This is a genomic window from Ruegeria sp. CDSC052, from assembly GCF_059610685.1.
Genome location: NZ_JBXWOB010000001.1, coordinates 934,829 through 959,675, shown reverse-complemented (window position 1 = coordinate 959,675; position 24,847 = coordinate 934,829). Strand labels below are relative to the sequence as shown.

At 56.1% G+C, this 24,847-nt stretch carries 29 protein-coding genes; 13 read left to right on the top strand and 16 right to left on the bottom strand.

Going from position 1 to position 24,847, the window contains the following annotated elements:
- Positions 1 to 688: 688 nt before the first annotated feature.
- Positions 689 to 2,647 carry a DNA topoisomerase IV subunit B gene (gene parE, locus AC2FIM_RS04830; protein ID WP_496707895.1) on the bottom strand — a complete coding sequence of 653 codons (1,959 nt, stop codon included), beginning with the start codon at positions 2,645 to 2,647 and terminating at the stop codon, positions 689 to 691.
- Between the two features lie 177 nt (positions 2,648 to 2,824).
- On the bottom strand, positions 2,825 to 3,274 hold the full coding sequence (locus tag AC2FIM_RS04825) for a hypothetical protein (RefSeq protein ID WP_496731786.1): 450 nt from the start codon (positions 3,272 to 3,274) through the stop codon (positions 2,825 to 2,827).
- A 161-nt stretch (positions 3,275 to 3,435) separates the two neighbouring features.
- Here AC2FIM_RS04825 and AC2FIM_RS04820 point away from each other — a divergent pair, with 161 nt between their 5' ends.
- The gene (locus tag AC2FIM_RS04820) at positions 3,436 to 4,044 is read left to right on the top strand and encodes a carboxymuconolactone decarboxylase family protein (RefSeq protein ID WP_496731784.1); all 609 of its coding nucleotides are present in this window, start codon (positions 3,436 to 3,438) and stop codon (positions 4,042 to 4,044) included.
- Between the two features lie 3 nt (positions 4,045 to 4,047).
- On the opposite strand, the gene AC2FIM_RS04815 is transcribed toward AC2FIM_RS04820, so the two are convergent.
- A complete protein-coding gene (locus AC2FIM_RS04815; RefSeq protein WP_496677910.1) occupies positions 4,048 to 4,923 on the bottom strand; it encodes an alpha/beta fold hydrolase in 876 nt (291 codons plus the stop codon).
- 111 nt (positions 4,924 to 5,034) lie between these two features.
- On the opposite strand from AC2FIM_RS04815, the gene ppk2 reads away from it, so the two are divergent.
- Positions 5,035 to 5,961 (top strand): polyphosphate kinase 2, encoded by a 927-nt coding sequence (gene ppk2, locus AC2FIM_RS04810; RefSeq protein ID WP_496677909.1) that lies wholly within the window; start codon positions 5,035 to 5,037, stop codon positions 5,959 to 5,961.
- Between the two features lie 104 nt (positions 5,962 to 6,065).
- Complete coding sequence (locus tag AC2FIM_RS04805) at positions 6,066 to 7,430, top strand: MATE family efflux transporter (RefSeq protein WP_496677908.1); 1,365 nt, start codon at positions 6,066 to 6,068, stop codon at positions 7,428 to 7,430.
- Between the two features lie 7 nt (positions 7,431 to 7,437).
- Here AC2FIM_RS04805 and AC2FIM_RS04800 read toward each other — a convergent pair whose 3' ends face one another.
- Together AC2FIM_RS04800 and AC2FIM_RS04795 are read right to left on the bottom strand one after the other, a co-directional pair.
- Positions 7,438 to 7,839 carry a hypothetical protein gene (locus AC2FIM_RS04800; protein WP_281971859.1) on the bottom strand — a complete coding sequence of 134 codons (402 nt, stop codon included), beginning with the start codon at positions 7,837 to 7,839 and terminating at the stop codon, positions 7,438 to 7,440.
- Positions 7,840 to 7,850: 11 nt separating this feature from the next.
- Entirely contained in the window at positions 7,851 to 9,053 is a 1,203-nt protein-coding gene (locus AC2FIM_RS04795; RefSeq protein ID WP_271947902.1) for a pyridoxal phosphate-dependent aminotransferase, read from the bottom strand.
- A 92-nt stretch (positions 9,054 to 9,145) separates the two neighbouring features.
- On the opposite strand from AC2FIM_RS04795, the gene AC2FIM_RS04790 reads away from it, so the two are divergent.
- The 3 genes from AC2FIM_RS04790 to AC2FIM_RS04780 all read left to right on the top strand — a co-directional run bounded on the left by AC2FIM_RS04790 (position 9,146) and on the right by AC2FIM_RS04780 (position 10,367).
- The gene (locus tag AC2FIM_RS04790) at positions 9,146 to 9,535 is read left to right on the top strand and encodes a helix-turn-helix domain-containing protein (RefSeq protein WP_142632968.1); all 390 of its coding nucleotides are present in this window, start codon (positions 9,146 to 9,148) and stop codon (positions 9,533 to 9,535) included.
- Between the two features lie 32 nt (positions 9,536 to 9,567).
- Entirely contained in the window at positions 9,568 to 9,792 is a 225-nt protein-coding gene (locus AC2FIM_RS04785) for a succinate dehydrogenase assembly factor 2 (RefSeq protein ID WP_271947899.1), read from the top strand.
- A 77-nt stretch (positions 9,793 to 9,869) separates the two neighbouring features.
- Complete coding sequence (locus AC2FIM_RS04780; RefSeq protein ID WP_271947897.1) at positions 9,870 to 10,367, top strand: MarR family winged helix-turn-helix transcriptional regulator; 498 nt, start codon at positions 9,870 to 9,872, stop codon at positions 10,365 to 10,367.
- Here AC2FIM_RS04780 and AC2FIM_RS04775 read toward each other — a convergent pair.
- Genes AC2FIM_RS04775 through AC2FIM_RS04765 form a run of 3 tightly spaced genes read right to left on the bottom strand, consistent with a single transcriptional unit; the run spans position 10,361 to position 12,215 of the window.
- On the bottom strand, positions 10,361 to 11,089 hold the full coding sequence (locus AC2FIM_RS04775; RefSeq protein ID WP_271947895.1) for a DUF1194 domain-containing protein: 729 nt from the start codon (positions 11,087 to 11,089) through the stop codon (positions 10,361 to 10,363). The two genes, AC2FIM_RS04780 and AC2FIM_RS04775, sit on opposite strands and share 7 nt — an antisense overlap.
- Positions 11,086 to 11,790 carry a DUF1194 domain-containing protein gene (locus AC2FIM_RS04770; protein WP_271947892.1) on the bottom strand — a complete coding sequence of 235 codons (705 nt, stop codon included), beginning with the start codon at positions 11,788 to 11,790 and terminating at the stop codon, positions 11,086 to 11,088. The genes AC2FIM_RS04775 and AC2FIM_RS04770 overlap by 4 nt, the downstream gene beginning before the upstream one ends.
- Positions 11,787 to 12,215, bottom strand: coding sequence for a VOC family protein (locus tag AC2FIM_RS04765; RefSeq protein WP_142632976.1), 429 nt, complete (start codon positions 12,213 to 12,215; stop codon positions 11,787 to 11,789). The genes AC2FIM_RS04770 and AC2FIM_RS04765 overlap by 4 nt, the downstream gene beginning before the upstream one ends.
- 175 nt (positions 12,216 to 12,390) lie before the next feature.
- Between AC2FIM_RS04765 and thyX the strand changes: the two genes are divergently transcribed.
- The gene (gene thyX, locus AC2FIM_RS04760) at positions 12,391 to 13,302 is read left to right on the top strand and encodes an FAD-dependent thymidylate synthase (protein WP_142632978.1); all 912 of its coding nucleotides are present in this window, start codon (positions 12,391 to 12,393) and stop codon (positions 13,300 to 13,302) included.
- Between the two features lie 435 nt (positions 13,303 to 13,737).
- Here thyX and AC2FIM_RS04755 read toward each other — a convergent pair whose 3' ends face one another.
- Entirely contained in the window at positions 13,738 to 13,944 is a 207-nt protein-coding gene (locus AC2FIM_RS04755; protein WP_142632979.1) for a cold-shock protein, read from the bottom strand.
- A 216-nt stretch (positions 13,945 to 14,160) separates the two neighbouring features.
- Here AC2FIM_RS04755 and AC2FIM_RS04750 point away from each other — a divergent pair, with 216 nt between their 5' ends.
- On the top strand, positions 14,161 to 14,478 hold the full coding sequence (locus AC2FIM_RS04750) for an ArsC/Spx/MgsR family protein (protein WP_142635075.1): 318 nt from the start codon (positions 14,161 to 14,163) through the stop codon (positions 14,476 to 14,478).
- Between the two features lie 41 nt (positions 14,479 to 14,519).
- Entirely contained in the window at positions 14,520 to 14,888 is a 369-nt protein-coding gene (locus AC2FIM_RS04745; protein WP_142632981.1) for a hypothetical protein, read from the top strand.
- A 1-nt stretch (position 14,889) separates the two neighbouring features.
- Here AC2FIM_RS04745 and AC2FIM_RS04740 read toward each other — a convergent pair whose 3' ends face one another.
- The 5 genes from AC2FIM_RS04740 to thrS all read right to left on the bottom strand — a co-directional run bounded on the left by AC2FIM_RS04740 (position 14,890) and on the right by thrS (position 19,577).
- Positions 14,890 to 15,408, bottom strand: a complete 519-nt coding sequence (locus AC2FIM_RS04740) for a DoxX family membrane protein (protein WP_271947885.1) — start codon at positions 15,406 to 15,408, stop codon at positions 14,890 to 14,892.
- Positions 15,405 to 16,166, bottom strand: a complete 762-nt coding sequence (locus tag AC2FIM_RS04735; protein WP_496677906.1) for an HvfC/BufC family peptide modification chaperone — start codon at positions 16,164 to 16,166, stop codon at positions 15,405 to 15,407. The genes AC2FIM_RS04740 and AC2FIM_RS04735 overlap by 4 nt, the downstream gene beginning before the upstream one ends.
- A complete protein-coding gene (bufB, locus tag AC2FIM_RS04730) occupies positions 16,163 to 17,020 on the bottom strand; it encodes an MNIO family bufferin maturase (protein ID WP_271947879.1) in 858 nt (285 codons plus the stop codon). The genes AC2FIM_RS04735 and bufB overlap by 4 nt, the downstream gene beginning before the upstream one ends.
- Before the next feature lie 74 nt (positions 17,021 to 17,094).
- Complete coding sequence (locus AC2FIM_RS04725) at positions 17,095 to 17,397, bottom strand: BufA1 family periplasmic bufferin-type metallophore (RefSeq protein ID WP_142632987.1); 303 nt, start codon at positions 17,395 to 17,397, stop codon at positions 17,095 to 17,097.
- Positions 17,398 to 17,618: 221 nt separating this feature from the next.
- Positions 17,619 to 19,577 carry a threonine--tRNA ligase gene (thrS, locus tag AC2FIM_RS04720; RefSeq protein ID WP_142632989.1) on the bottom strand — a complete coding sequence of 653 codons (1,959 nt, stop codon included), beginning with the start codon at positions 19,575 to 19,577 and terminating at the stop codon, positions 17,619 to 17,621.
- A 218-nt stretch (positions 19,578 to 19,795) separates the two neighbouring features.
- Between thrS and AC2FIM_RS04715 the strand changes: the two genes are divergently transcribed.
- From AC2FIM_RS04715 to AC2FIM_RS04700, 4 genes are all read left to right on the top strand, one after another.
- Positions 19,796 to 20,545, top strand: coding sequence for an alpha/beta fold hydrolase (locus tag AC2FIM_RS04715; RefSeq protein WP_142632991.1), 750 nt, complete (start codon positions 19,796 to 19,798; stop codon positions 20,543 to 20,545).
- The gene (locus AC2FIM_RS04710; RefSeq protein WP_271947873.1) at positions 20,545 to 21,525 is read left to right on the top strand and encodes an alpha/beta hydrolase; all 981 of its coding nucleotides are present in this window, start codon (positions 20,545 to 20,547) and stop codon (positions 21,523 to 21,525) included. The genes AC2FIM_RS04715 and AC2FIM_RS04710 overlap by 1 nt, the downstream gene beginning before the upstream one ends.
- A 28-nt stretch (positions 21,526 to 21,553) precedes the next feature.
- Positions 21,554 to 22,168 carry a hypothetical protein gene (locus tag AC2FIM_RS04705; RefSeq protein ID WP_496677973.1) on the top strand — a complete coding sequence of 205 codons (615 nt, stop codon included), beginning with the start codon at positions 21,554 to 21,556 and terminating at the stop codon, positions 22,166 to 22,168.
- 84 nt (positions 22,169 to 22,252) lie between these two features.
- Positions 22,253 to 22,969 (top strand): alpha/beta fold hydrolase, encoded by a 717-nt coding sequence (locus AC2FIM_RS04700; RefSeq protein ID WP_271947870.1) that lies wholly within the window; start codon positions 22,253 to 22,255, stop codon positions 22,967 to 22,969.
- Here the strand turns inward: AC2FIM_RS04700 and AC2FIM_RS04695 are convergent.
- Positions 22,960 to 23,544 (bottom strand): DUF6151 family protein, encoded by a 585-nt coding sequence (locus AC2FIM_RS04695; RefSeq protein WP_271947868.1) that lies wholly within the window; start codon positions 23,542 to 23,544, stop codon positions 22,960 to 22,962. The genes AC2FIM_RS04700 and AC2FIM_RS04695 overlap by 10 nt on opposite strands.
- Positions 23,545 to 23,549: 5 nt before the next feature.
- A complete protein-coding gene (phaZ, locus tag AC2FIM_RS04690; protein WP_271947865.1) occupies positions 23,550 to 24,821 on the bottom strand; it encodes a polyhydroxyalkanoate depolymerase in 1,272 nt (423 codons plus the stop codon).
- Positions 24,822 to 24,847 lie beyond the last annotated feature (26 nt).

Here is a 24,847-nt window from a genome sequence, read left to right as displayed (position 1 = left end):
GTCTTCTGCCAAACCGACATTGAAGGCGTACCCGCCGATTCCGTAAGTGTTTGCAAAAATATGAAACAGTAAGCTTTTGCGCGCCATGTATTGGGATTTGAACTCTGCACCGCTCCATTTGGCGGAAAGGCCTTGCACCGATTGAGTTTCATATCGTGGTTTGTAGCTTTCAGAAAATGATCTGTTTGGCCCTTTTGTCAACACGACCTAGTCAGGTATACCCGACTGGATAGGCGAGCAAATTCAGAACTCAGAGTTACCCAGCACCCATTGAGAAAGAACTAGATTTCTTCCTCAAACATCCAACTCCTCCACAAACCGCGCGTTCTCTTGAATGTATTGGAACCGCAGTTCGGTTTTTTTGCCCATCAGGCGCTCAGCAAGGTCGCAGGTTTCGCCACGTTAGTCCTTTCTGATGTGCGAAAGCGTTTGCCTCATTGGCGTTTGTACACACTCTTTTTTATTAGATACAGCAACAACGCCGCTGGCCACCAAGCAAAGATAAAGATGTACGCTTTGGATTGCGAGATGCCGGTAGTTGGAAATAGGTGAGGAAAGAACAAGACCCAGATTACAGTCAATGCCCAACACGTACTAAAAACTGCTATCGTGCGATTGATTGCTCGGATTTCTTCCTTGGCGTTCATCTTTTTTTGTGGGGGAAATCTATTATCGGCTGAAGCTCGTTTCAAACATCCAACTCCTCCACAAACCGCGCGTTCTCCTGAATGTATTGGAACCGCAGTTCGGGTTTTTTGCCCATCAGACGCTCGACTAGGTCGCCGGTCTCGCCAGGTTCGTCCTCGTCGATGGTGACCCGGATCAATTTCCGGGACGCGGGGTCCATGGTGGTTTCTTTCAGGTCCTTGGCGTCCATCTCACCCAGACCCTTAAAGCGTGAGACGTCGATCTTGCCTTTGCCGCCCAGACCTTTTTCCATCCATGCGTCGCGCTCTGCCTCGTCCAGACAATAGACGCGTTTGGCGCCTTGGGTCAGGCGATACAGCGGCGGGCAGGCGAGGTAGAGGTGGCCCGCGTCGATCATGGGCCGCATCTGGGTAAAGAAGAACGTCATCAGCAGCGCCGCGATATGCGCGCCGTCGACATCCGCGTCGGTCATGATGATGATCTTATCATAGCGCAGGTCATCGACGTTGAAACGGGTGCCAAGCCCGACACCCAGCGCCTGGGTCAGATCGTTGATCTCGGCATTGGTGCCCAGCTTGGAACTGGCCGCGCCCAACACGTTCAGGATTTTGCCGCGCAGGGGCAGCAGCGCCTGTGTTTTGCGGTTGCGGCCCATCTTGGCCGAGCCGCCCGCCGAGTCGCCCTCGACGATGAATAATTCGGTGCCGTCGCGGGTTGAACTGGAACAGTCCACCAGCTTGCCGGGGAGACGAAGTTTCTTAGTGGCGGACTTGCGTTGCGTTTCCTTTTCAGCCCGTCGGCGCAGGCGCTCCTCGGACCTTAGAATGAGGAAGTCGAGGATCGCTCCGGCGGATTTGTTATCTGCGGCCAGCCAGTTGTCGAAATGGTCACGGACCGAGTTTTCGACCAGCCGCTGTGCTTCGACCGTGGCGAGGCGGTCTTTGGTTTGGCCAACGAATTCAGGCTCGCTGATGAAGCAGGACACCAGGGCGCAGCCGCCGGTGACCAGGTCGTCGCGGGTGATCTGCGCGGCCTTTTTGTTGTTGATCAGCTCGCCGTAAGCTTTGATGCCCTTGAGGACAGCGGCCCAGAAGCCTGCCACATGGGTGCCGCCTTCGGGCGTGGGGACGGTGTTACAGTAGGATTGGATGAACCCGTCGCGTGAGGGGGTCCAGTTGATCGCCCATTCGACCTTGCCAGCGGCATTGAATTTTTCCCGAAAGTCCACGGTGCCGGCAAAGGGCTGATCGGCATAGGTGGACGAGCCGTTCATCGTTTCCTTCAGGTAATCCGACAACCCGCCGGGAAAGTGGAACGTCGCCTCGGTGGGGGTTTCGCCGTCATCGATGGCGGTTTTCCAACGGATTTCGACGCCCGAGAACAGGTAGGCCTTGGAGCGGATGGATTTGAACAGCCGCGCCGGTTTGAACTTGTGGTGGCCAAAGATGTCGGGATCGGCGTGGAAGGTCACCGTGGTGCCGCGCCGGTTGGGCGCTGCGCCAACCTTTTCAACTGGTCCCTGAGGTACTCCGCGCGAGAAGCGTTGTTCGAACAGCTGTTTGTCCCGGGCCACCTGAACAACCATGGAATCCGACAAAGCATTGACCACAGATGCACCAACCCCATGCAGACCGCCCGAGGTCTGATACGCCTTACCCGAGAACTTGCCGCCCGCGTGCAATGTGCACAGGATGACCTCAAGCGCGGATTTGTCGGGGAATTTCGGGTGCGGATCGATCGGAATGCCGCGCCCATTGTCGCGCACGGTCAGGGCGTAATCGCCGTGCAGTTCGACCTCGATCCGGTTGGCATGGCCTGCCACCGCTTCGTCCATCGAGTTGTCGAGGATTTCAGCGACCATATGGTGCAGCGCACGCTCATCCGTGCCGCCGATATACATGCCGGGGCGTTTGCGAACAGGTTCAAGACCTTCGAGCACCTCAATGGATGAGGCGTCATAGGTATTGGTCGCTTCGGGCGTCAACAGATCGTCGGGCATATGGGCTGCTCTTGTTTTTGAGTTTCCCCCTATTATGGCAGGTGATGTGGTCCGGGGGAAGAGGGACGCGAGGTGTTGTGGGTGGATTGGGGCTGGTTGGCCGATTAGAGGATAATCAATATGGTTGCGGCACCAGCTATCACTAATGGAAACGATGCGGACAAAGCGGACTTAAATTCAACGGCTGACGCGGTATCCTGTGTATGCCCAAATACATAGAAGAACGACTGCAGCAAATGCTGGATCGATGAATCCCAGGCTCATCTCGCCCGGCATCTTTTCCTGCAACCATTCTGATACAAAGTTGTCGTTGCGCAGAACGATCCCGATGATAGCAAATCCACCCAAAAACAGAGTTGCGGCACCTGCTTCACCAATTGCTTTGTGTTGGTCTTGAGTTAGCGATTTTGGCAGCAACCTACTAAAGGTGTACAGTATTTTTTCCATTGCCCAAATAAAGAGCCAAATAAAAACGAAGAACAACAGGAAACCAAACCCAACATACAAGTTCTTGAATGCTATCAGGCTGGAAATCACTAACGGGATAACAAGCCAAAACTTGTACTTCTCGGCTAAACCATCAATCTTCTCATTCAATTGATCCGATTTCCTGTCCGACAATGCCATTTCCTCTCATAACGAACTTACTAGAATTTGAGACATAGCAATCGTTTAGTCAAACTGTCACCTTGGGCTCAGAGCAGAAGTTCGACGATTTCGTTTCGCGACCTGTTCTAAGGCCTCTTAGGCTGCGGATAACAAATCACCGCGACAGCAGGAATCTTAAAATGAGCTGGATAAAAACCATCCCCTACAATACGGCCACTGGTCGGTTGAAGAAACTCTACGACCGCGTCACCGGCCCCGACAACAATGTCGACAACATCATGATGGCGCATTCCTTGCGGCCGCATTCGATGGAAGGACATATGGCGTTGTACAAGAATGTGCTGCACCATTCGGCCAATCAGATTCCCAAGTGGTTTCTCGAAACTCTGGGTGTCTGGGTCAGTTCCCTGAACCACTGCGGGTACTGTGTCGAGCATCATTTCAACGGGCTGCAAAGGCTGTTAGGCGACGAAGTGCGCGGTAATGCAATCCGTGCCGCGATCGAATCTGGGACACCTGAAAGCGCACCATTGGAGGCTGCTCAGGTTGCGGCCATGCTGTATGCGCGCAAGCTGACGCAGGCCCCTGCAGAATTGGTGGAAGGTGACATCGCCGCCCTACGCAAGGCGGGGTGGGATGATGGAGAAATCCTCGAGATCAATCAGGTCTGCGCCTATTTCGCCTATGCTAACCGCACCGTTCTGGGGCTGGGATGTTCTACCGATGGTGACATTCTGGGGCTGTCCCCCAATAACTCGGCTGATCCTGCCGATTGGGGGCATAAATAGGCCTCAGCCGTCTGTCCACTCAATGATTGCCTGTGCCATTGCTTCGGGCTTCTGGTGGTGTAACCAGTGATCCGTGCCCGGAATATCGACTCGTGTGAGGTCGGGCGCGAAATCTTCCAGACCGTCTGTCGCCTCGGGCAGCAGCGCTTTGTCATCGGAGCCCCATAGCAAAAGATGTGGGCAACGAACCATCAGCCGCTCGACCGGAAGCCGGGGCAGGTCTGTGCAGGGCTCGCCCGGTTTCGCCACAACCAGCGGAGAGGCCCGATACCAGTTCAGCATGGCATTCAGACGACCGGGACGGGCCCATTCAGTTCGATAGTCCTCCATTCGGGCATCGGACAGCCAGTCCAAGCCCATCCCGTGGCGAAAGAAACTTTCCAAGCGGGTAAAATTGTTCGCGGCAAAGTGTGTTGCGGCATCAGGGGCCCGTAGCGCGTTAATATATTGAGAGGCCGCGGATTGTGCGCCGCCCGATGCCATAGCCCGTTGGAAGGGCACCGGGTGAACGCCGTTTGCGATAATCAGACGACCGACGAGATCTGGGCGGAACATGGCCAGGCCATAGGCGACCGCGGCGCCCCAGTCATGGCCCAGAACGCTGATTGGCGTATCCAGACCTTCGACAAGTGCGATCATATCCGAGACTAGCTCGGACGTAGCATATTGGCCGACACCTTCTGGTGCCCAGCTTTGGCCGTAACCGCGTTGATCAGGGGCAATGCAATGGAAATGAGATGCCAGATGTGGCGCCAGATCGGCCCATGCCCCACCATATTCCGGAAAGCCGTGCAGCATCAGCAAGGGTGGCAGGTCGGATGACCCCCAACGGCGAATATGAAACCTCTGGCCATTCAGGATCTGAAATCGGGTTTCCATGTTTCTTGGCCTTTTCGCCGTATAAGTGAATTTGGTTTGACCCCAATCAAAGCGCGAAAGCTTCGGTTCTGCTAGCCGTTTTTTCGAACAGTGAAAAAAAGGAGAATATGTATGGATGCAGCTGCGCAACCCGAGCAAAATCTACCACGCGTGAATGACGAAACACCTGTTGCAGGTGCTGTTTCCGAGCCAAGCCCGGAAAAGATCCGCAAGGCATTCGAAAGCGGAAGATATCCCTATCATCGCAAGATGCCCCGGCGGGTCTATGAGGCCGAGAAGGCCAAACTGCAGGCTGAGTTGCTTAAGGTTCAGCTGTGGGCGCAGGAAACCGGTCAACGGTTCGTATTGCTGTTTGAAGGGCGCGATGCGGCTGGTAAAGGCGGTACAATCAAACGGTTTATGGAACACCTGAACCCCCGTCAGGCGCGCGTGGTCGCCCTTAACAAACCCACCTGGGAAGAAAAGGGCCAATGGTACTATCAGCGCTATGTGCACGAGCTTCCCACCGTTGGTGAAATGGTGTTCTACGACCGCTCTTGGTACAACCGCGCCGGGGTCGAGAGGGTGATGGGGTTTTGTTCTCCGAACGAGTACCTAGAGTTTATGCGCCAGACGCCAGAGCTTGAACGGATGTTGGTGAGGTCGGGAATTCAGCTTTACAAATACTGGTTTTCGGTCACGCAACCCGAACAACAGCGGCGGTTTCAAAGCCGTGAGACCGATCCGTTGAAGCAATGGAAACTATCTCCGATCGACAAGGCAAGCCTTGGCAAATGGGATGACTATACCGAGGCGAAAGAGGCGATGTTCTTTTATACAGACACCGCTGATGCGCCCTGGACTATCGTGAAATCGAATGACAAAAAACGCGCTCGCCTGAACTGTATGCGCCACTTTCTGTCGACACTTGAATACCCGGACAAGGATCACGGCATTGTTGGCGAGCCCGATCCTTTGATCGTGGGTCAGGCGCATCATGTGATCCACCGATCCGAGCATATTCTGGGCAACGCGCTGCATCCTGACGCCCGCTGCTAGGCCTAAGGTTCGGGGCAGGGCACCTGTCCCGGATCCATGTCTCACTCTGAAATTTCTCTGTTCCGGTCTTGTCCCGGCCTTTCGCCGGGCCTATGGCTGGTGGAATGAATAAGGTGATGACATATCAAGGCCATTTCCGTGCCATTGCCGTCCTGGGCCTGCCATTGGTTGGCGGGCATCTGGCGCAGTTCGCAATCGGTCTGACGGACACGATCATGCTTGGCTGGTACGGGGTCGAAGCTCTGGCGGCGGTCACGTTGGCCAGCAGCTTTTACTTTGTCCTGTTCCTGTTCGGGGGCGGGTTCGGTCTGGCCGTTATGCCAATGGTGGCAACAGCCGCTGCCGAAGACGATGAAACCAGCATTCGCCGTTCGACCCGCATGGGGCTCTGGTTGTCGTTGCTATATGCAGCAGTGGTAATGCCATTGCTGTGGTGGTCATACCCGATCTTGATCGCCACAGATCAGGATCCACAGGTGGCGGAAACTGCATCGGAATACCTGCGGGTTGCAGGCTGGGGTCTGTTCCCCGCTCTGGTGGTAATGGTCTTGAAGTCCTACCTTGCGGCGTTGGAGCGAACCCAGGTTGTTTTGTGGATCACTGTTGCTGCTGCGGTGGTGAACGGTCTGACCAACTATGCTTTGATCTTTGGCAACTGGGGTGCGCCTGAACTGGGCGTGATGGGCGCCGCTATCGCTTCGGTCGTGACGCAGACCGTGTCGTTAATTGCGGTTATCATCTATGCTGTAAAAGTTCTGCCCGAGCATAGCCTGTTCCAAAGGTTTTGGCGGCCCGACTGGGAGATGCTGCTGAGCGTTCTGAAGCTAGGCATACCCATCGGGCTGACCCTGCTGGCCGAAGTGTCTCTGTTCGCGATGTCGGCCTTTATGATGGGCTGGATCGGTCAGGTGCCGCTGGCGGCGCATGGGATCGCTCTGAACCTCGCCTCGGCGACATTCATGGTGCATCTGGGCCTGTCCAACGCTGCCACGATCCGGGCGGGCAATGCGCTTGGCCGCAAGGACCGCGCGCATCTGGAAAAAGGTGCCGTCGCCGTGACAGGGATGTCCCTTGTGGTGTCTATCCTGACAATCATCCTGTTCCTGACCTGCGCCGAGCCTCTGATTTCCGTATTTGTGGAACCGCAGGATCCGAAACGCCCCGAGATTCTGGCCATAGGTACCGGGTTGCTGGCCATGGCTGCGTTGTTCCAGCTGGTGGACGGTGCACAGGTGATCGCGCTGGGCCTATTGCGCGGATTGCAGGATGCCAAGGTGCCAATGGTCATGGCGGGGCTAAGCTATTGGGTCGTCGGAATTCCGGCGTCCTACTATTTTGGGTTCATCCGCGGCATGGAGGGCGTCGGTGTCTGGTTGGGCCTTGTGCTGGGTCTTGCCTGTGCCGCCGTACTGTTGATGGCGCGCTTCTGGTTGCGATCAGTGCGTATAATCGCTGAACCGGCAGCGTGAAGGCAAATTAGCCATTGTTCAGCCGGTCGGCTTTCTTCCGAACCAATACGCTGCGCAGATCATGCATCGCCAGTAGTAGCCGGTCCGTAACGTCCTCGAGCTGTTGGTCAGTCGCTTTGGACTGGGCCCACTGTGTGGTTAGGTTCAGATAGTCCACCGCGCGGTGAATATCGTCGATATCGCGCTGCGCCAGAAGATCTTTACGTTCTGCCATCCAGCGCTCGATTTCGGCCTGATCCGCCTCAGTCAGAGCGCGCTGACCCTGCGGCTTCACCTCTCCATTGCGGATGTTGATGACCGCGATCTGGTTCATTTCAATCCGACGTTGGCGGTTTTCCGTGTCGATCCGGAAAACCGCGGCACCGTTTTCGCGTATGCGGAAATAGTACTCAGGCAATTCGGCAGTCATAAGGTCTCCGATCAGGTCAGCGAAGCACAAAACCTCTGAATGCGCGTGCAGGCTTCGGTCAGCGCTTCATCTGACGTAGCATAGCTGACGCGGAAGTTGGGGGACAACCCAAACGCAGCGCCGAAGACGACTGCAACGTCAGCCTCTTCCAAAAGCGCGGTTGCGAAGGCTTCGTCTGTGTCGATCAAAGTGCCTGCAGGCGTGGTCTTTCCGATCAACCCGGAAATGGAAGGGTAGACGTAAAACGCACCTTCCGGAGTTGGGCAGGTCACTCCTTCGATCTGGTTCAGCATGCTGATGACCAGATCACGGCGGCGTTTGAACGTTTCATTGTTCGGGGCCAGAAAGGACTGTGTACCGTTCAGCGCCTCTACCGCCGCCCATTGGCTGATCGAGCAGGGGTTCGAGGTCGATTGAGACTGAACCTTGCGCATTGCCGCAATCAATTCGGCAGGCCCTGCTGCATAGCCAATCCGCCAGCCAGTCATAGCATAGGCTTTGGATACACCATTGCAGGTCAGGGTGCGGTCATAAAGCCTGGGCTCGACTTCTGCCGGTGTGCAGAACTCAAACCCGTCATAGGCCAGATGCTCGTACATATCATCCGTCATTACCCAAACATGCGGGTGCCTGATCAGGACATCGGTCAAAGCTCTCAATTCCGCACGGCTATACCCTGCACCGGTTGGGTTGGACGGAGAGTTGAAGATGAACCATTTGGTCCTTGGTGTAATTGCTGCCTCAAGCTGTTCAGCGGTTAGTTTGAAACTGTTCTCCAGGGTCGTTTCAACTGTCACAGGCGTTCCCCCGGCCAGAAGAACCATATCGGGATAGCTGACCCAATAAGGTGCAGGTATGACCACCTCATCGCCCGCGTTCATGGTGGCCATCAGCGCGTTATACAGCGTCTGCTTGCCACCGGTTCCGACCGAGATCTGAGCAGGCGAATAGTCCAGTCCATGATCACGTTTCATCTTGGCGCAAACCGCCTGCTTCAGCTCTGGTATGCCATCGGGCGCGGTGTATTTGGTCTTTCCAGCAGCGATGGCCGCCACCGCAGCATCCTTGATGTTTTGGGGCGTGTCGAAATCTGGCTCCCCGGCGCTTAGGCCGATTACGTCTCGTCCGGCTGCCTTTAATTCGGCCGCCTTGGCTGTCATCGCGATTGTTGGAGATGGTTTTACGCGTGACAGTGTCGCAGACAGGAAACTCATGGTCGGCCTCAGTTTGTATGTTTAGCCTGACTGTCATAGGGTGCGCCTGAACGACGATCAAGCGATATAAAACAAGAGATTTGGAGACCCCGATGAACGACGAAAATGACTGGTACGGACCCGACGCGGCGACATTCGGAGACCGGCTGGCAGGGGCGCGTGAAGCAGCGGGGATGACGCAGGCACATCTGGCCCGCAGGCTGGGTGTCAAGAAGTCTACGATTGCCGCCTGGGAAAATGATCTGTCTGAGCCCCGGGCCAACCGACTGTCGATGATGGCAGGCATGATCAACGTTTCGATCATGTGGCTTCTCACCGGCGAGGGCGACGGGATGGACGCCCCTGTCGAGGCTGGAGAAAACGCACCTGACCTTGCCGGAATCGTATCCGAGCTTCGTTCAATCCGAGGCGAGATGCGCGCCAGCGCCGAGCGGGCTGCAAGACTGGAGAAACGTGTGCGCATGATGCTGGAGGCGGAATAGTGGTCGAACCGCGCAATGTCAGGATCAAACGGATGAAAATGCGTTCCATGCGACGCGGCATCAAAGAGATGGATCTGATTCTGGCTGCCTATGCAGACCGCAATCTGGACTCCATGGATGCAACAGGGCTGGATGTTTACGACGCCCTGTTGCACGAGAATGATCAGGACCTGTATCAATGGGTCACCGGTCAGGTCCTGCCACCTGCCCAATTCTCGAACCTTGTTTCCGAAATCGCACAAACCTTTCAAAAATAAAGATTATCCGGCTTAACTGATTTTTCGGCTTTTCGCTTCATTCTGCCTGAAACTGCGCGAATGAATCGGAGGATCGTATGAGTTTGGAAATGCAGGTCTCCGCGCCGGGGGTCAAAGGCTTCATGACCAGCTATCTTGAGGCACTTGCTCTAGTTGAGCGGCTTCATCGTTTGTTGTTGGACGTTATCAAAGATGAGTTTGAACGGGTCGGTGTTCTTGAGATCAACGCGGTTCAAGCGTTGCTTTTGTTCAATATCGGAGATCATGAGGTTACCGCTGGTGAATTGAAAAGCCGCGGCTACTATCAAGGCAGCAATGTCAGCTACAACCTCAAAAAATTGGTCGAGATGGGGTATATGCACCACCAGCGTTGCGAAATAGACCGCCGTTCGGTGCGTGTCCGGTTGACGCCACAGGGCCGGGAAATCCGCGATATCGTCTCCGAGCTGTTTTCGAGACATGCCGAAGGTCTACAATCGCGCGGCGTGCTTGGACAGGAAGGGATCGAAGACATTACCGGAGCATTGCGGCGGGTAGAACGGTATTGGACGGACCAGATCCGCTATATCTACTGATGCTTGGTCGGCCTCTGTCCCGCATCCGATAGGGTCAGGCCTTCAAGTTCGCGGATCAGTTTACGGGTCATTGCTTCTTCGTAATCGTCAAAGCCCAGGGCAACCTCAACAAAGGCGCCGGGGCCAAGGATGACCCATGCTTTGAAATAGGCCAGCAGCTCTCCGACCTGAACATAGCGGGTGCTACCGATGTCAGGGTCGTCGGCACCGATGACCAGTCCATTGATCGTGATACCGTCGTCAGAGAGCGTCTGTTTCGCATTTCTTGGGTGCAGGCCGATATTGTGCTTTCCGTCCCCCGACAGATCCAATGTCCGCTTCCAGCAATCGGGTTTCTGGCCCAAAAGTTCGGCACCGAACAGCATGGCGGACCCGACGGCGGTTCCTTGCGGAGCGCCGCTGCGTTTCACATGGTCGAGCAGGGTGGCTATGCGCTCCAGATCGAGGTCCGATTGTACTGCGGTCCAGCCCAATAACAGGCGTTGGTGGCCGGGTTCGCTCCACTCATAAATCGCGATTTGTACCGGGTTTGCTGTGTTTGAAAGAAAGAGTTGCTTAATCTCGGGCCTGCGCAAAGCACCTGCCAAGCCGCCAAGCTGCAACCGGTATTCCGAGCTGTCGACTGATCCCGACACATCCAGGCCCAAAGCCAAAGCATGGCGGCATTCTGATGCCGCAGAGGTGGCCAATATGCTGACTATCGTTGCAAGCGCACGTATCATCGCTGGCCGGGGCCCGACAATGCGCCGATCTGCATACCTTTTAGTTCGCGTTCAAGTTTGCGCCGCATGGCGCGTTCGAAATCCTGGAACCCGTCGGCGATTTCCAGGAACGCGCCGGGGCCGTACAGGACATTGTTTTCAAAAAAGGGAATCAGATACAGCTCGCCTTCGAAGTCGGCGGCATTAATGACCAGGCCATTCACAATCGTATTCTCAAAGGGAAAATGCCGATAGGCGGAATCCGGGCCATATCCATCGTTGTTCGAACCGTCACCTGACAGATCAATGGTTTGAAAAAGACATGTCGGGGCCTGCTGCATCAGCGTCGCCCCAAAGGCCAGCGCATACCCCATCGCCGTGGCCGAGTCGCTGTCTGATCGGACCGATTGCTGTATCGTGGTCGCTGCCACCAGCAAATCGGTCTGCGTGTTGATCATCGTCCAGCCCAGTATGATATGCTGAACGTCCCGGCCGCTCCATTCATAAACAGCCAGCGCGACCGGCATCGGCGAGGAAAAGAAGGCCTCGGTCACCTCGGGGGCAACCAACGCTGCGGCAAGGCCCTGCCTTTGCAGCGCGTCCTCTTCTGCGCTTACCGATGTTGAAATGTCCATTGCCAGCGCAAGCGCAAGGCGACAGGGCTCGGCCCGCAGAGGGCTGGCTAAAAAGGCTAGGCCCAGTGTGATCAACCAGCGGATCACCAGTGCCCGGTGCTTTCCATGCTGGCCCAGGGTTCGGCCGGTTCCAGCGCATCACCGTTTTGTAGCAACTCTACCGAGATATTGTCGGGTGACCTGACAAACGCCATTCGGCCGTCGCGCGGTGGCCGGTTGATCACGACTCCATTGTCCTGCAGGTGCTGGCAGGTTTCATAAATATTGTCGACTCCATAGGCGAGATGGCCGAAATGGCGGCTGTCGTTGGGCAGATCGTCATCCCCATCCCAGTTATAGGTCAACTCGATTGGTCGATCCTCTTGCCCAGCAGGAGCCATGAAGATCAGGGAAAACCGCCCCTGTTCGCTGTCATAGCGGCGCGTTTCCTTAAGGCCCAGCAACTTGTAAAACGCCATGGATTTGTCCAGGTCCTTCACGCGAACCATGGTGTGGAGGTAAGTGAGCCCCATTGCGGGTTCCTTTCTGTTCCGGTGATGCCCTGCACCTTAGCGCGCGTACATCACGTGTCGAGAGGCCGCACGGACACAATTCTGAAAATGCAAATGTGGGCGCACATATCGCGGTTCCTGTCTTTTGATTGGCGATATATAGTGGCAGGCGACTCATTGCTGGAAAGGAAATTTCATGCCGCTGTCCTCTGACCAACTGGGCGAGATCGAAGCGCAACGGGCGCAATCGCATCCAACACGCCGTGTTGTAGCTGCGGGGATGGAGGAACACCTGTACACGGCGCATCAGGTTCTGGACCACGGTTTTGTGCGCGTGATCGACTATATGGGTGATGACGCTGCGATTTGTCAGGCCGCACGCGTGTCCTATGGCAAGGGCACCAAATCAGTGCAAAATGACGAAGGGTTGATCCGCTATCTGATGCGGCACTGGCACTCGACCCCGTTTGAGATGTGCGAGATAAAGTTGCACGTCAAGTTACCGGTTTTTGTCGCGCGACAGTGGATTCGGCACCGGACAGCGAATGTGAATGAATATTCGGCGCGCTATTCGATTTTGGACCGTGAATTCTATATCCCGGCACCCGAGCACGTGTCCGCGCAGTCCGAGATCAACAATCAGGGTCGCGGCGATACGTTGCAGGGCGAAGAAGCCGCGCGCGTCCTTGAGATTTTGAAAGCTGACAGCGCGCGTTGTTATGACAATTACGAGGCGATGATGGGTCAGGACGGGCAGCAAGGGCTTGCGCGTGAACTGGCGCGGATGAACCTTCCGGCGAATATCTACACGCAATGGTACTGGAAGGTTGACCTGCACAACCTGTTCCACTTCCTGCGTCTGCGCGCGGATCCTCATGCCCAATACGAAATTCGTGTTTACGCCGATGCCATGTGCAAGATCGTCGCTGATTGGGTGCCGGCCGCCTATAAGGCGTTTGAAGATTACCGCCTGGGTGCGGTCAATCTTTCCGCGCAGATGGTCGACAGCCTGCGTCGGATGTTGGCCGGAGAGACGGTCACTCAGGAAAACTCGGGCATGACCGGGCGGGAATGGCGTGAGTTCGAGGCGATCATCAAGGAAAGTTGAGTGCGCTTGCGGTCTGTCTATACGGGGCGTCATGAAATGGTTGCGATCGTTTCACGACACTTTCAGTTTTGATCAAAACCGGTTGTCTGACCCTGTTCCTGCCTCGCGTGGCACAGGCCGAGTCCCCCCATCGTCGATGGTGATTTGCGAACCCACGGCTACATGCACCAAAAACTTGCGCTCCAGTTCACCTCTGAGCGGGCAAGAGCCGGGATGTGCGATCCTGAACAACTGATGGAAGTGTGGACTAGATAATCCCGCAACTGGACGATGGTGGTCACCTGTGCGACCAGTACGTCCTGAATCGTGCCAAGTGGAAAAATTGAACCACGCGCCCCGAAAGCAGCGGGGCGCGAGAATAGGCACATCACTTTCGATGGCCAACGGCCTGAAATTGGCCGTTGTCCTGATTTTCGTACCCGCAGTAACGGGATTTTACAGTGGCTTCAAATCTGAAGCCATTTGTCGGCCGTCACGTCCGTCTTCTAGTTCGTAAGCGACCTTCTGATTGTCAGCGAGTCCGGTAAGACCAGATCTTTCAACGGCCGAGATGTGAACAAATACGTCCTTGCCGCCTTCATCAGGGGCAATAAACCCATAGCCTTTGGTGGTATTGAACCATTTCACGGTGCCAGTTGGCATTTCCCGTGTCTCCTTCTACTTGCACGTTGTCCCACAAAATTGGTGGGGGTAGCGATTGACGTAACCGCAACACATCACCGTCTCGTCCACACGACACGGCCCGAATTACGTGTTTCGTCTTTTTCAACATTGCACGGTGAAGTAAAAAATCAAGAAATACCGGAATACACTGGCGAATTTGCCCATTATCAAGATCGAAACAGGAGCAGCCTGAAAATGCGCGTATATGGATTGAAGACTTGCGATACTTGCCGTAAGGCTTTGAAATCGCTTGAGGGTTCGGATTTTATCGATGTTCGCGCGCAAGGTGTGCCGGATGCGGTACTGGCGCAGGCCCTAAAACGTTTCGGCGAGGCTTTGCTCAATACCAGGTCGACAACATGGCGCGGGTTGGATGCAGAGCAGCGCAAAAAAGAGCCGCTGGAACTCTTGCAGGAACACCCAACCTTAATGAAGCGACCGCTTGTTGAGAAAGACGGTGCACTTTATCTGGGCTGGACGGCTGAAACGCAGGCAGCCCTTGGCGTTGGCTGAGTGGGTACTTATGTGGTTGGTCGCAAGCTAGAGGGTTCTAAATGCGTAACGCAGCGATGATTTTAGGGGTAGTTGCCGGTCTGATCGGCATGTTGGTCGGGTTTGTTGGCTATGGATATGTCGAGTTGATCGACAGGTTTGGCGAAATCGACGGGATTGCCGAGCAGGTGGACAATGCGCAGTTGATCCGAACCGCGGCGATCCTTGCGCCTTTATTGGCTATTGCGGGCGGGGCGATGGCACATGCCCGCGCTCTGATTGGTGGCGTGTTGCTGCTGATTTCTGCGGCTGGGATGTATTATGCGTTCGGGTTCAATGTGTTCACCATGTTCCCGGTCGCCTTTGCCGCCGTGGCGGGTCTCCTTGGGCTGGCCGCGGGTAAACCGGACGAGCCCAAGGCACATTTCTGAGTTACTTCAGGCGCAGGATGCGATCGATCGAGATCGGGCCTGCTCCGTTTATCGCGATGACCAGAAACAGGAAAGTCCACATCACGCGCTGATCCATCAAAGTAAGTGCGTTGTCGAACAGGCCTCCCAATTTGACGCCATGACCGGTCACGTCGACAATGGTCTGGACCCAAACAAACCCAATCATCCCAAGGGCTGCCACCCGGGTCAGCAGGCCGACCAGCAACAAGGCTGGCAGGACGAATTCGGCGGCTGTTCCCAGAAAGATTACGGCGCGTTGGAAAAAAGTCATCTGGGTTACGTCATAAAGTACGGCCTCTGCCGCTTTGGGGAAAATCTGCCCAAACGCCCCCGCTGACGGAGAGAAAATCGATCCGTCGATTTTCAGGGTGGCTGAGTTCCAGTAGTAGACAAGCAACACGGCAACAAAGACAAGACGCGCCAGGGTTGGTGTCAGCCAGTTGGCCGAGCTGTCGATCCGTCCCAGGACGTTGTTATGAAGAGAGATCAGGGCAGTCATGTTGCCAGCCTTTCAATAGTCACAGAAGTGATAGCGCCGCCCTGTAACAGCAGCGCCAGAGTGGCCCCAAGATCAAAATCCGGGGTGGTTTCGGTAGTGTTTTCAAATGCCTGTCCGATTGTGTTTCCGGCCTTCATCGCGGCGATCCAACCCGCCCCGCCTTGCGGCAGGGCCTGAGGAACAGGATCATATTCGCGGCGCGTGATCAGGGTATCTTCAGCACCAGCTTGGGGTTTCGGTACGCCGTCTTCCGTATTGAACCGCCATATGGAAATGACTGGCCAATCCGAGCGCAAGATCTGCATCGAAGGTGCGAATTCCAATCGGGCCCGGAACAGATCTTCGGGTGGCACGGCTAATGCGTCGTCCGACGCTGGCACGCTGTCCGCCGCGTGGTAAGATCGGCGAAGGGCCAGTTCCAGTCGCGCCACATCGGGCAGGTACCCGATATGCGACAGTTGATCCATCTCGGCCAGGAAATCCGGAAACGCTTCGCCATAGAACATCATCAACGGCGAGGTTGGTGGGTGGCTGCGCAGAAAAAGCCCGGCCAACCCGTCCATGTTTTGCGAACCCAGCAACTTGGCGATCACCGGGAAGGCCTGATGCATGGCTTCGGTCAGCGAAACGGCAACATTGTTGCGATAAACACTGAAACGCCGTCCCGCCGGCTGATCCGACGCGTCCACAAGGCCCTCAGGCACCGACATGGCTGGATCCAGCAAAGCCAGGTGAAACTCTTCTTGCGACACGCTCATGCTGGAATGCGGTCCAGTGCCGCTTGGGCGCGATCGGCTTCGGTACGCAAGACAGGCCAATCAGGGACGTCTGTATCCCATTCCACAAGAACAGGTTTTGGTCCCGATTGTTCAAGCACATAGTTCAGAAGCGCCCAAACCGGATCAACCACTTCTCGCCCGTGGCTATCGATCAGCAAGGGAAGCCCGTGGTCGTCTTCATCCTCATCATGCCCGCCAAGGTGGATCTCACCGACCTTGTCCAGCGGATAGGCGTCGATATAGCTCTGCGGTGAGAAGTCGAGATTTGTCGCCGATACGAAAACGTTATTCACATCCAGCAAGAGCCCGCATCCGGTGCGGCCCGAAATTTCGCGCAGGAAGTCGGGTTCGGACCACGTGCTTTCATCAAATGCTAGATAGCTTGACGGGTTTTCAAGTAGCATCTGTCGCCCAACGACATTCTGAACTTGGTCGATATGATCGCAAATCCGTGCAAGGGTTGCGTCGGTATAGGGCAGGGGCAACAGATCATTCAGGAAGTGACTGTCATGTGTCGACCAGGCCAGATGTTCGGAAAAGCTGGCGGGGTTGAGCCAGCCGACGAGGTGTTTCAAACGGGCCAGGTGGTCGGTATCCAGCGGGCCTTCACTGCCGATGGACAGGCCAACGCCGTGGACGGAAATCGGGAAGTGTTCCGACAAGTGCCGCAGCTGTGCCAGCGGGCGGCCACCATCGCCCATGTAATTCTCGGCGTGGATTTCCAGCCATGCGACCGGTTGCGGGTGATCCAGAATCTGCTGGAAATGCTGAGGCTTATAGCCGACGCCTGGTGCCGCAGGCAGCCTGTTCGATCGGATTGTGCTGTCCAGCATCTGGTAACCTCGCGGTCTTGAAAAAAGAGGCGGGCGATTCTTGCCCGCCCCTCAGATTTGGCAAAAACTCAGGCTTATGCCGGCAGGTCGCGCTCCAGCGGCTCGAGCGATCCCTTGCGGGCAGCGCCGTCAGCTGACTGAGGCAGGTCGATATCGGCGCAGGTGCCGGCATCTACCAGCGTCCAGGCATTGCCCTGATAATCAACAGTCGAGGTGCCCGCGCACGTGGTGCCAGGACCGGCGGCACAATCGTTCTGACCGGCCAGAGAAACGCCATAGCACTTTTCTTTGGCTTGTGCGGATGCGGTTGTGGCCATGCCTGAAACGGCTGCGGCTACGGCGCTTGCGATGACAAGGGATTTAGCGGTGTTCGACATCTCGGTTATCCTTTTGATGACTGCGTATGTCTGTGTTCGACAATGACAAAGGTAATGGGTTGCAGGTCACAGTTGAATTCACGAGCCTGTGTCTCACGAGCCCGTCAATGACTGTCATGACATCTTGCAAACTAATAGTTTGTTTTAGAAGAGATAAAACGCAAATGTTTCAATCCGGCCCCTCAGGGGGGGCCGGATTTTGTGCAATTTGCCGCTGATTGTTACAGCAGGTCGGGCGGCGTAGCGGCCCGCGACAGTTCATTTGTTACAGCCTCAAGCGGCTGCACTTGTGTCTGTTTCTCACCAAGACGACGGACACTGACCGTGCGGTCCTCAACCTCACGGTGACCGACGGCCAGAATGACCGGAACTTTGCCGACCGAGTGTTCTCGAACCTTATAGTTGATCTTTTCGTTGCGGATATCCGCCTCGGCTCGGACACCTGCGGCCTTGAGTGTCTCAACCACTTCCTGCACGTAACCGTCAGCCTCGGAGGTGATCGAAGCGACCACGACCTGACGCGGGGCCAGCCAGAAGGGCAATTTGCCCGCGTGTTCTTCGATCAGGATGCCGATGAACCGTTCGAACGAACCCAGCGTTGCACGATGCAGCATGAAGGGGCGGTGCTTCGATCCGTCCGCGCCAATGAAATTGGCGTCCAGCCGCTCGGGCAGGTTGGGGTCCACCTGAAGGGTGCCGCATTGCCAGGTACGGCCGATCGCGTCGGTCAGGGTGAATTCAAGCTTGGGTCCGTAGAAGGCGCCTTCGCCTTCGAGAAGCTCATAGTCGTATCCTGCGGCCTTGCAGGCGTCACCCAGGGCTTTTTCGACCAGATCCCAGCTTTCATCCGACCCGATGCGTTTTTCCGGGCGCGTCGAGAGCTTGATGGTCCAATCATGGAAACCGAGATCGGCATAGACCTTCGACAGAAACGCGATGAATTTTGCGGTTTCAGATTCGATCTGATCTTCGGCGCAGAAAATATGCCCATCGTCCTGGGTAAAGCCGCGCACCCGCATGATACCATGCAGCGCGCCAGAGGGTTCGTACCGTGCGCAAGACCCGAACTCGGCCATGCGCAGAGGCAGATCGCGATAGGATTTCAGACCCTGATTGAACACCTGCACGTGGCAGGGACAATTCATCGGCTTCAGGGCGTTCACGGCCTTTTCACGGGCATGTTCCTCGTCGACTTCGACGATGAACATGTTTTCCTGATACTTGTCCCAGTGGCCCGAGGCTTCCCACAATTTGCGGTCAACAACCTGCGGTGTGTTGACTTCGACATAGCCGTCACGTTCCTGCATGCGGCGCATATAGTCCTGCAGGGTGGTATAGATCTTCCAGCCATTCGGATGCCAGAAGATCTGGCCCGGAGCCTCTTCCTGCATGTGGAACAGGTTCATTTCGCGGCCCAGCTTGCGGTGGTCACGCTTGGCAGCCTCTTCCAGCATGTGCAGGTGCGCTTTCAGCTTTTCCTTGCCGGTAAAAGCCACGCCATAGATGCGTTGCAGCATCGCACGGTCGCTGTCACCGCGCCAATAGGCGCCGGCGATGGACATCAGCTTGAACGCATCGCCCGGAACCTGGCCGGTATGCTGAAGATGCGGGCCACGGCACAGGTCCTGCCAGTCGCCATGCCAGTACATGCGCAATGGCTCGTCGCCCGGTATGGCGTCGATCAGTTCGACCTTATAGGGCTCGTTGTTTTCGGTGTAGAAATCAATCGCGCGCTGACGGTCCCAGACCTCGGTGGTCACGGTGTCGCGTTTGTTGATGATTTCCTTCATCTTTTTCTCAATCGCGCCGAGGTCTTCGGGCGTAAATGGCTCGGCCCGGTCGAAATCGTAGTACCAGCCGTTTTCGATGACGGGGCCGATGGTGACTTTGGTATCGGGCCAGATCTCCTGCACGGCGCGGGCCATGATATGAGCCAGGTCGTGGCGGATCAGTTCGTTTGCCTGATCTTCATCTTTCATGGTGTGCAGGGCGATTTCGGCATCAGATTCAATGGGCCATTGCAGATCCCAATGCTGGCCATTCACCGTGGCTGAGATGGCCTTTTTGGCCAGTGAGGTCGAGATGTCGGCGGCCACCTGCGCAGGGGTTACACCCACGTCATAGGATCGTGCATTGCCGTCAGGAAAAGTGAGAGAGATTGACTGTGCGTCCAAGGCCATGGCTGGCTCTCCTCGTCGGTTTGGCGCCCACTGAACGCCCGGTTGCGGGTTATGTTGTGTTCGCTTCATTTGTCAGGTGGTGGTGGACCTGTCAAGGGCCGGCGCGAGGGGCCAGCCCCTCGCGCTCCCCGAGGTATTTCTGGCCAGATGAAGGGGGATCTGGGAATTGCACTTGGGGGTGGGGCGTGCATGATATCGGAAAAAGAAAAGAGGGTGTCATGGCAGCGACGAATTTTCTGGAAACGGCGCAGGGACGGCGGCTGGCCTATCATAAAAGCGAGGGCACCGGGCCGACCATCGTGTTTCTGGGCGGGCTCAAATCCGATATGGAGGGCACCAAGGCGGTGCATTTGGAGGCTTGGGCGAAGGGGCGTGGCCATTCATTTCTGCGGTTCGACTATTCAGGTCACGGTGAAAGCGGGGGCACGTTCGAAGAAGGATGCATTGGTGACTGGCATGAGGATACGCTGGCCGCGATCACGGAATTGACGGATGGACCGCTGATTGTTGTTGGCTCGTCCATGGGGGGGTGGCAGGCGCTGCTGTTGGCCAAAGCGCTGCCAGATCGGATTCAGGGAATGGTGACCATCGCTGCTGCGCCGGATTTTACCGAGGACGGGTATTGGGCTTCATTCTCGGAAAACCAGAAACAGGCACTGGAATCTGTTGGCCATGTAGAGCTGCCTTCGGACTATATGGAGCCTTACATCGTGACCAAACGGATGATCGAAGATGGTCGCCAACATTTGGTCCTGCGCAAGCCTCTGCATCTGCCTTTTCCTGTGCGGTTTTTGCAAGGTACCGAAGACACAGCGGTTTCAACCGGAACAGCAGTGCGCCTGATTGAACATGCGTTCGGGCCCGATATGCGCCTGTCATTGATCAAGCACGCCGATCATCGCTTTTCGGATGGCCCATGCCTGGGGTTGATCGAACAAGCCGTTCTCGATGTGATGGCAGCCCAATAATGCGGATATTGGGTCGCGTTTTTCTGACATTGATCGTTGCGTTTGGCCTGATCTATTGGTTTGGCCCGCGTGAGAAGGTTGATCTGGCCCCAACATTTGACGCGCGCAAATTCGGTGAAGGGGTGCAGGTCTATTTCGAAAGTGTGGAATCTGCATTCGCCGACATCATTCCGGGGGTCGAAAAGCGAGTTATTTGGCAAGAGGGCTATAAAGAGCAGCGAACACCTGTTTCGATTCTGTATCTGCACGGGTTTTCTGCATCATCCGAAGAGATCCGACCGGTTCCCGATCTGCTCGCCGAAACGTTGGGCGCCAATCTGGTCTACACGCGGTTGCAGGGTCATGGTCGCGGGGGGGATGCAATGGGTGAGGCGACGGCCTCGGGTTGGATGCAGGATCTTGCCGAAGGGCTGGCTGCCGCACGGGCGGTTGGGGATAAGGTCGTGGTGATTTCGACATCAACCGGCGGCACGTTGGCAGCTGCGGCCGCACTGAATGAAGAACTGAGCCAAAACGTTGCAGGGATCGTATTTGTTTCTCCGAATTTCGGCGTTAAAGCGGCCGGAGCATGGATACCCGGATTGCCTTGGGCGCGCATTTGGTTGCCCCTGATTATGGGTGAAACCCGGGGCGTCGCAGGGGTGAACCCGGAAATGAACAAATTCTGGTCGGCGGTCTACCCTTGGCAGGCCGTGGTGCCGATGACAGTGCTGGTGGATGTGGTCTATGCGCTGGATTTTTCAGACGCAAGGGTTCCCGCGTTGTTCTGGTTCTCGAATGAAGATCAGGTCGTGCGTGCCGACCTGACCCACGAGATTGCCAAAGCATGGGGCGCCCCTGCGTCGGTTGTGCTGGTAACAATGGGGCCCGGGGACGATCCTAATTCCCATGTGATCGCCGGGCGGTTGATGTCTCCGGGGCAGACCGACGATGTGGTGGCTGGTATTCTGAGATGGCTGAATACCTTGGGGATCGAGTGAGGAAGAAACAATGCGCAGACCAGGCAGTATGTGGAGCCTTGAAACCCTCGGTCGTGTGCGTCTGTCCCGTCATTTTTTCATGCGCGATTTTCTGTATTCGGAAATAGGCAATTTTCACGAAAAGCAGAATTTTCCTGACGATCCCGACCTTGCCATCGAAACCGGAAAGGCGCTTTGCGAAACCCTGCTGGACCCGCTTGAGGAGACCTTTGGCCGGATTGCCGTACGATCCGGCTATCGCTCGGCATCATTGAACCGTTTCGGTAATGAAAACCGGCTGAATTGCGCGCGAAATGATAACCCGCTGGAATGTCACATCTGGGATCGCGCGGTGGGTGATGATCGGATTGCCGGTGCATCGATCGTGATCCCATGGTTTGCGGATCAATATGAGGTGGGGCGGGATTGGCGGGATTTGGCGTGGTGGATGCACGACCATCTGGAATATTCCGAAATCTGGTTCTTTCCAAAACTCTGTGCTTTCAATCTGGTCTGGAGGCCTGTGCCTCATAAGCGCATCGACAGCTATATCGCGCCGCGGGGCTGCCTTCTGCGCCCAGGAGGCACGCCTGGCGAGGGTGAACTTGAGCGGCAAAGACGATATGCGGACTTCCCCGCTTTTCGCGGTATCCGCTACCCCTGAACTTTAACTTGCCGAACCATACAAAACCTCTCATCCTGAAACTAATGACGACGATTTGAGTGACTTTTCCAAAGGAGGCGTTGTTTGATCGAGCCGTTGGTTCTTTTGCCCGGTTTGATGTGTGATGCGCGGGTATTTGAGCATCAGATGCGCGCCCTGTCACGTGATCGCGCCGTGACGGTCGCTTCGGTTTCGACTGCTGAACGGATTGAAGAGATCGCGCGGGGCCTATTGGTTCAGTTGCCACAACGCTTTGCATTGGCGGGCCTAAGCCTGGGCGCCGTAGTCGCTTTGGAAATTGTCCGATGTGCACCCGAGAGGGTGTCGCGCTTGTGTCTGATGGCTTCGGATGCGCATTCGGAATCGCCCCAGACCGCAGCCGCGCGGGAGGAGCTGCTGGTCGCCGCCAAGATGGGTCGGTTAGAGGAAGTGATGCGTCGGCTGATTGGATCGGATTCGCTGGCCCCGGGGCCTCGACGTATTCCCATTCTTGCTGATGTCATCTCGATGGCGTTGGATTTGGGCCCGCAGGTGTTCGAGCGTCAGATTCGTGCGCTGCAGCGTCGCCCGGATCAGCAGGGCAACCTGCGCCGGATCACGGCCCCGACTTTGGTGCTATGTGGGGCGCATGACACGGTTGTTCCGGTGCGAAGGCATGCGTTCATGGCGGACCTGATCCCAAATGCAGAACTGCACGTCATCAAGGATGCAGGACATTTGCCTACGTTGGAATCGCCTGAAAATGTCACCGAGGCGCTGAAGACCTGGCTCAGCGTGAAGCCTGCGCTGGATTACGCGTAGAGCGCTTTACGCTGTTCTTTGCTTAGAATGACCGGGGTTGAGATCGTCTGGCCCGTATGCTGATCAAAGAACGGGGTGTCCCTCCAGCTGCCAGAAAGCCGGGATTTTAGTACCCGCGTAACAATCCCGGCGACAGCGTAACCCAGTCGCTTGTGTTTGTGTTTTCCATCGGCCTGCGGAATGAACCCTTGGGTCGTAACCGGCCCTAAACAGTCCGGATCGGAAACTCGTTTCACATCAAAGCCCGCAAACGGAAATTTTGGAGTATTTGATGTCGTCGCCAGCGGTGCATTGCAGCAGCTGGCATACCAGCGCAGCATCCCCTTGGGGCCAAGGCGCATCGCGGCCAGGTGTTCGATGCCGCCGTCGATCCTGATTTCTTCAGGGGCCATTTGGAAAATGTCCACCGGTTCCGGCGCAGGGTCCGGTTGCCCGAAATATATCTGCGCGGCCCGGCAATCACGGCAAAAGCAGACTACATGCGTGCCGTACTGAACGCCTCTGGCTGTAATGCTGCCAAAGAGTTTTCCACAGTTGCAGGCGAAAGCCGTCTGTTTGGCGACTTTCTTTCCCATCGGCGTTAGGCCACTTTGTTGCGGTTGGCCGCTTTGCGCGAGGGTTTGCGGGCGTTGGCGTTCATAAATTCGATCACCAATGGGCGGATATTGTCGCGCCAGCTGCGGCCGGCGAAGATGCCATAGTGACCTGCGCCAGGTTCGACATGGCTGGCTTTTTTCGAATCCGGCAGCCCTGTACACAGCTCGAGCGCAGCAATGCACTGGCCAGGGGCCGAGATATCGTCATTCGCACCTTCGACTGTTTTGACAGCAACGTTTGTAATTTTGCCGATATCCACCTTGTGCCCTGCAACAACAAACTCGTTGCGCGCGATTTCGCGGTTTTTGAAGACGCGTTCGACGGTCGAAAGGTAGAACTCGGCGGTCATGTCCATGACGGCGAGGTATTCATCATAGAATCTGTTATGGGCATCGTGATCCGAAGCCTCGTCCCGCATAACCCTCTGGATCTGCTCGGAAAACGCCTGAGAATGCCGGTCCGAATTCATCGACATGAACGAGGCCAACTGCAGCAGGCCGGGATACACCATGCGCCCGACGCCCTTATACTTGAAGCCGACGCGCTGAATCATGGTTTCTTCCAGCTGCCCCATTGTCACGCGACGGCCAAAATCGGTCACGTCGGTAGGTGTGGCATCCGGGTCAACAGGTCCGCCGATCAATGTCAGCGTGCTGGGTTGGGCTTTGGGTTCGACCTCGGCCAGATAGGCTGTGGCGGCCAGAGTCAGCGGCGCCGGTTGGCAGACGGCTACAACATGGGTGTCCGGTCCCAATTCTTTCATGAAATCGACAAGGTAAAGTGTATAATCCTCTACATCAAACTTACCTTCGGACACGGGGATATCGCGCGCATTATGCCAGTCAGTGATATAAACTTCGCAATTCACCAAGAGGCTTTTTACGGTGGACCGAAGCAAAGTGGCGTAATGTCCAGACATCGGGGCGACCAGCAGCACCTTGCGGGGCTGTTCGGCGCGGCCATTGACACGAATATGTATCAAATCACCAAAAGGGCGTTCGATCACCGGGACAATATCGACCAGATGATCCTTGCCGTCTTCGCAAGTGAATGTACGGATTCCCCAGTCGGGTTTTACAACCATGCGCTGGAACGTCCGCTCAGTCACCTCGCCCCAGGCGGCCATCATGCTGAACGCAGGGTTGGGCACCATCGAAAACAGCGGATAAGAAGCCATGGCACTTGCCGTAGCACCCATCCACTGATTGGTGTTGCGCATCGTTTCCATCAGATCGTAGGTCATCATGTAGCGCATGAAATGGGCCTCCTGAGTGTCAGCCT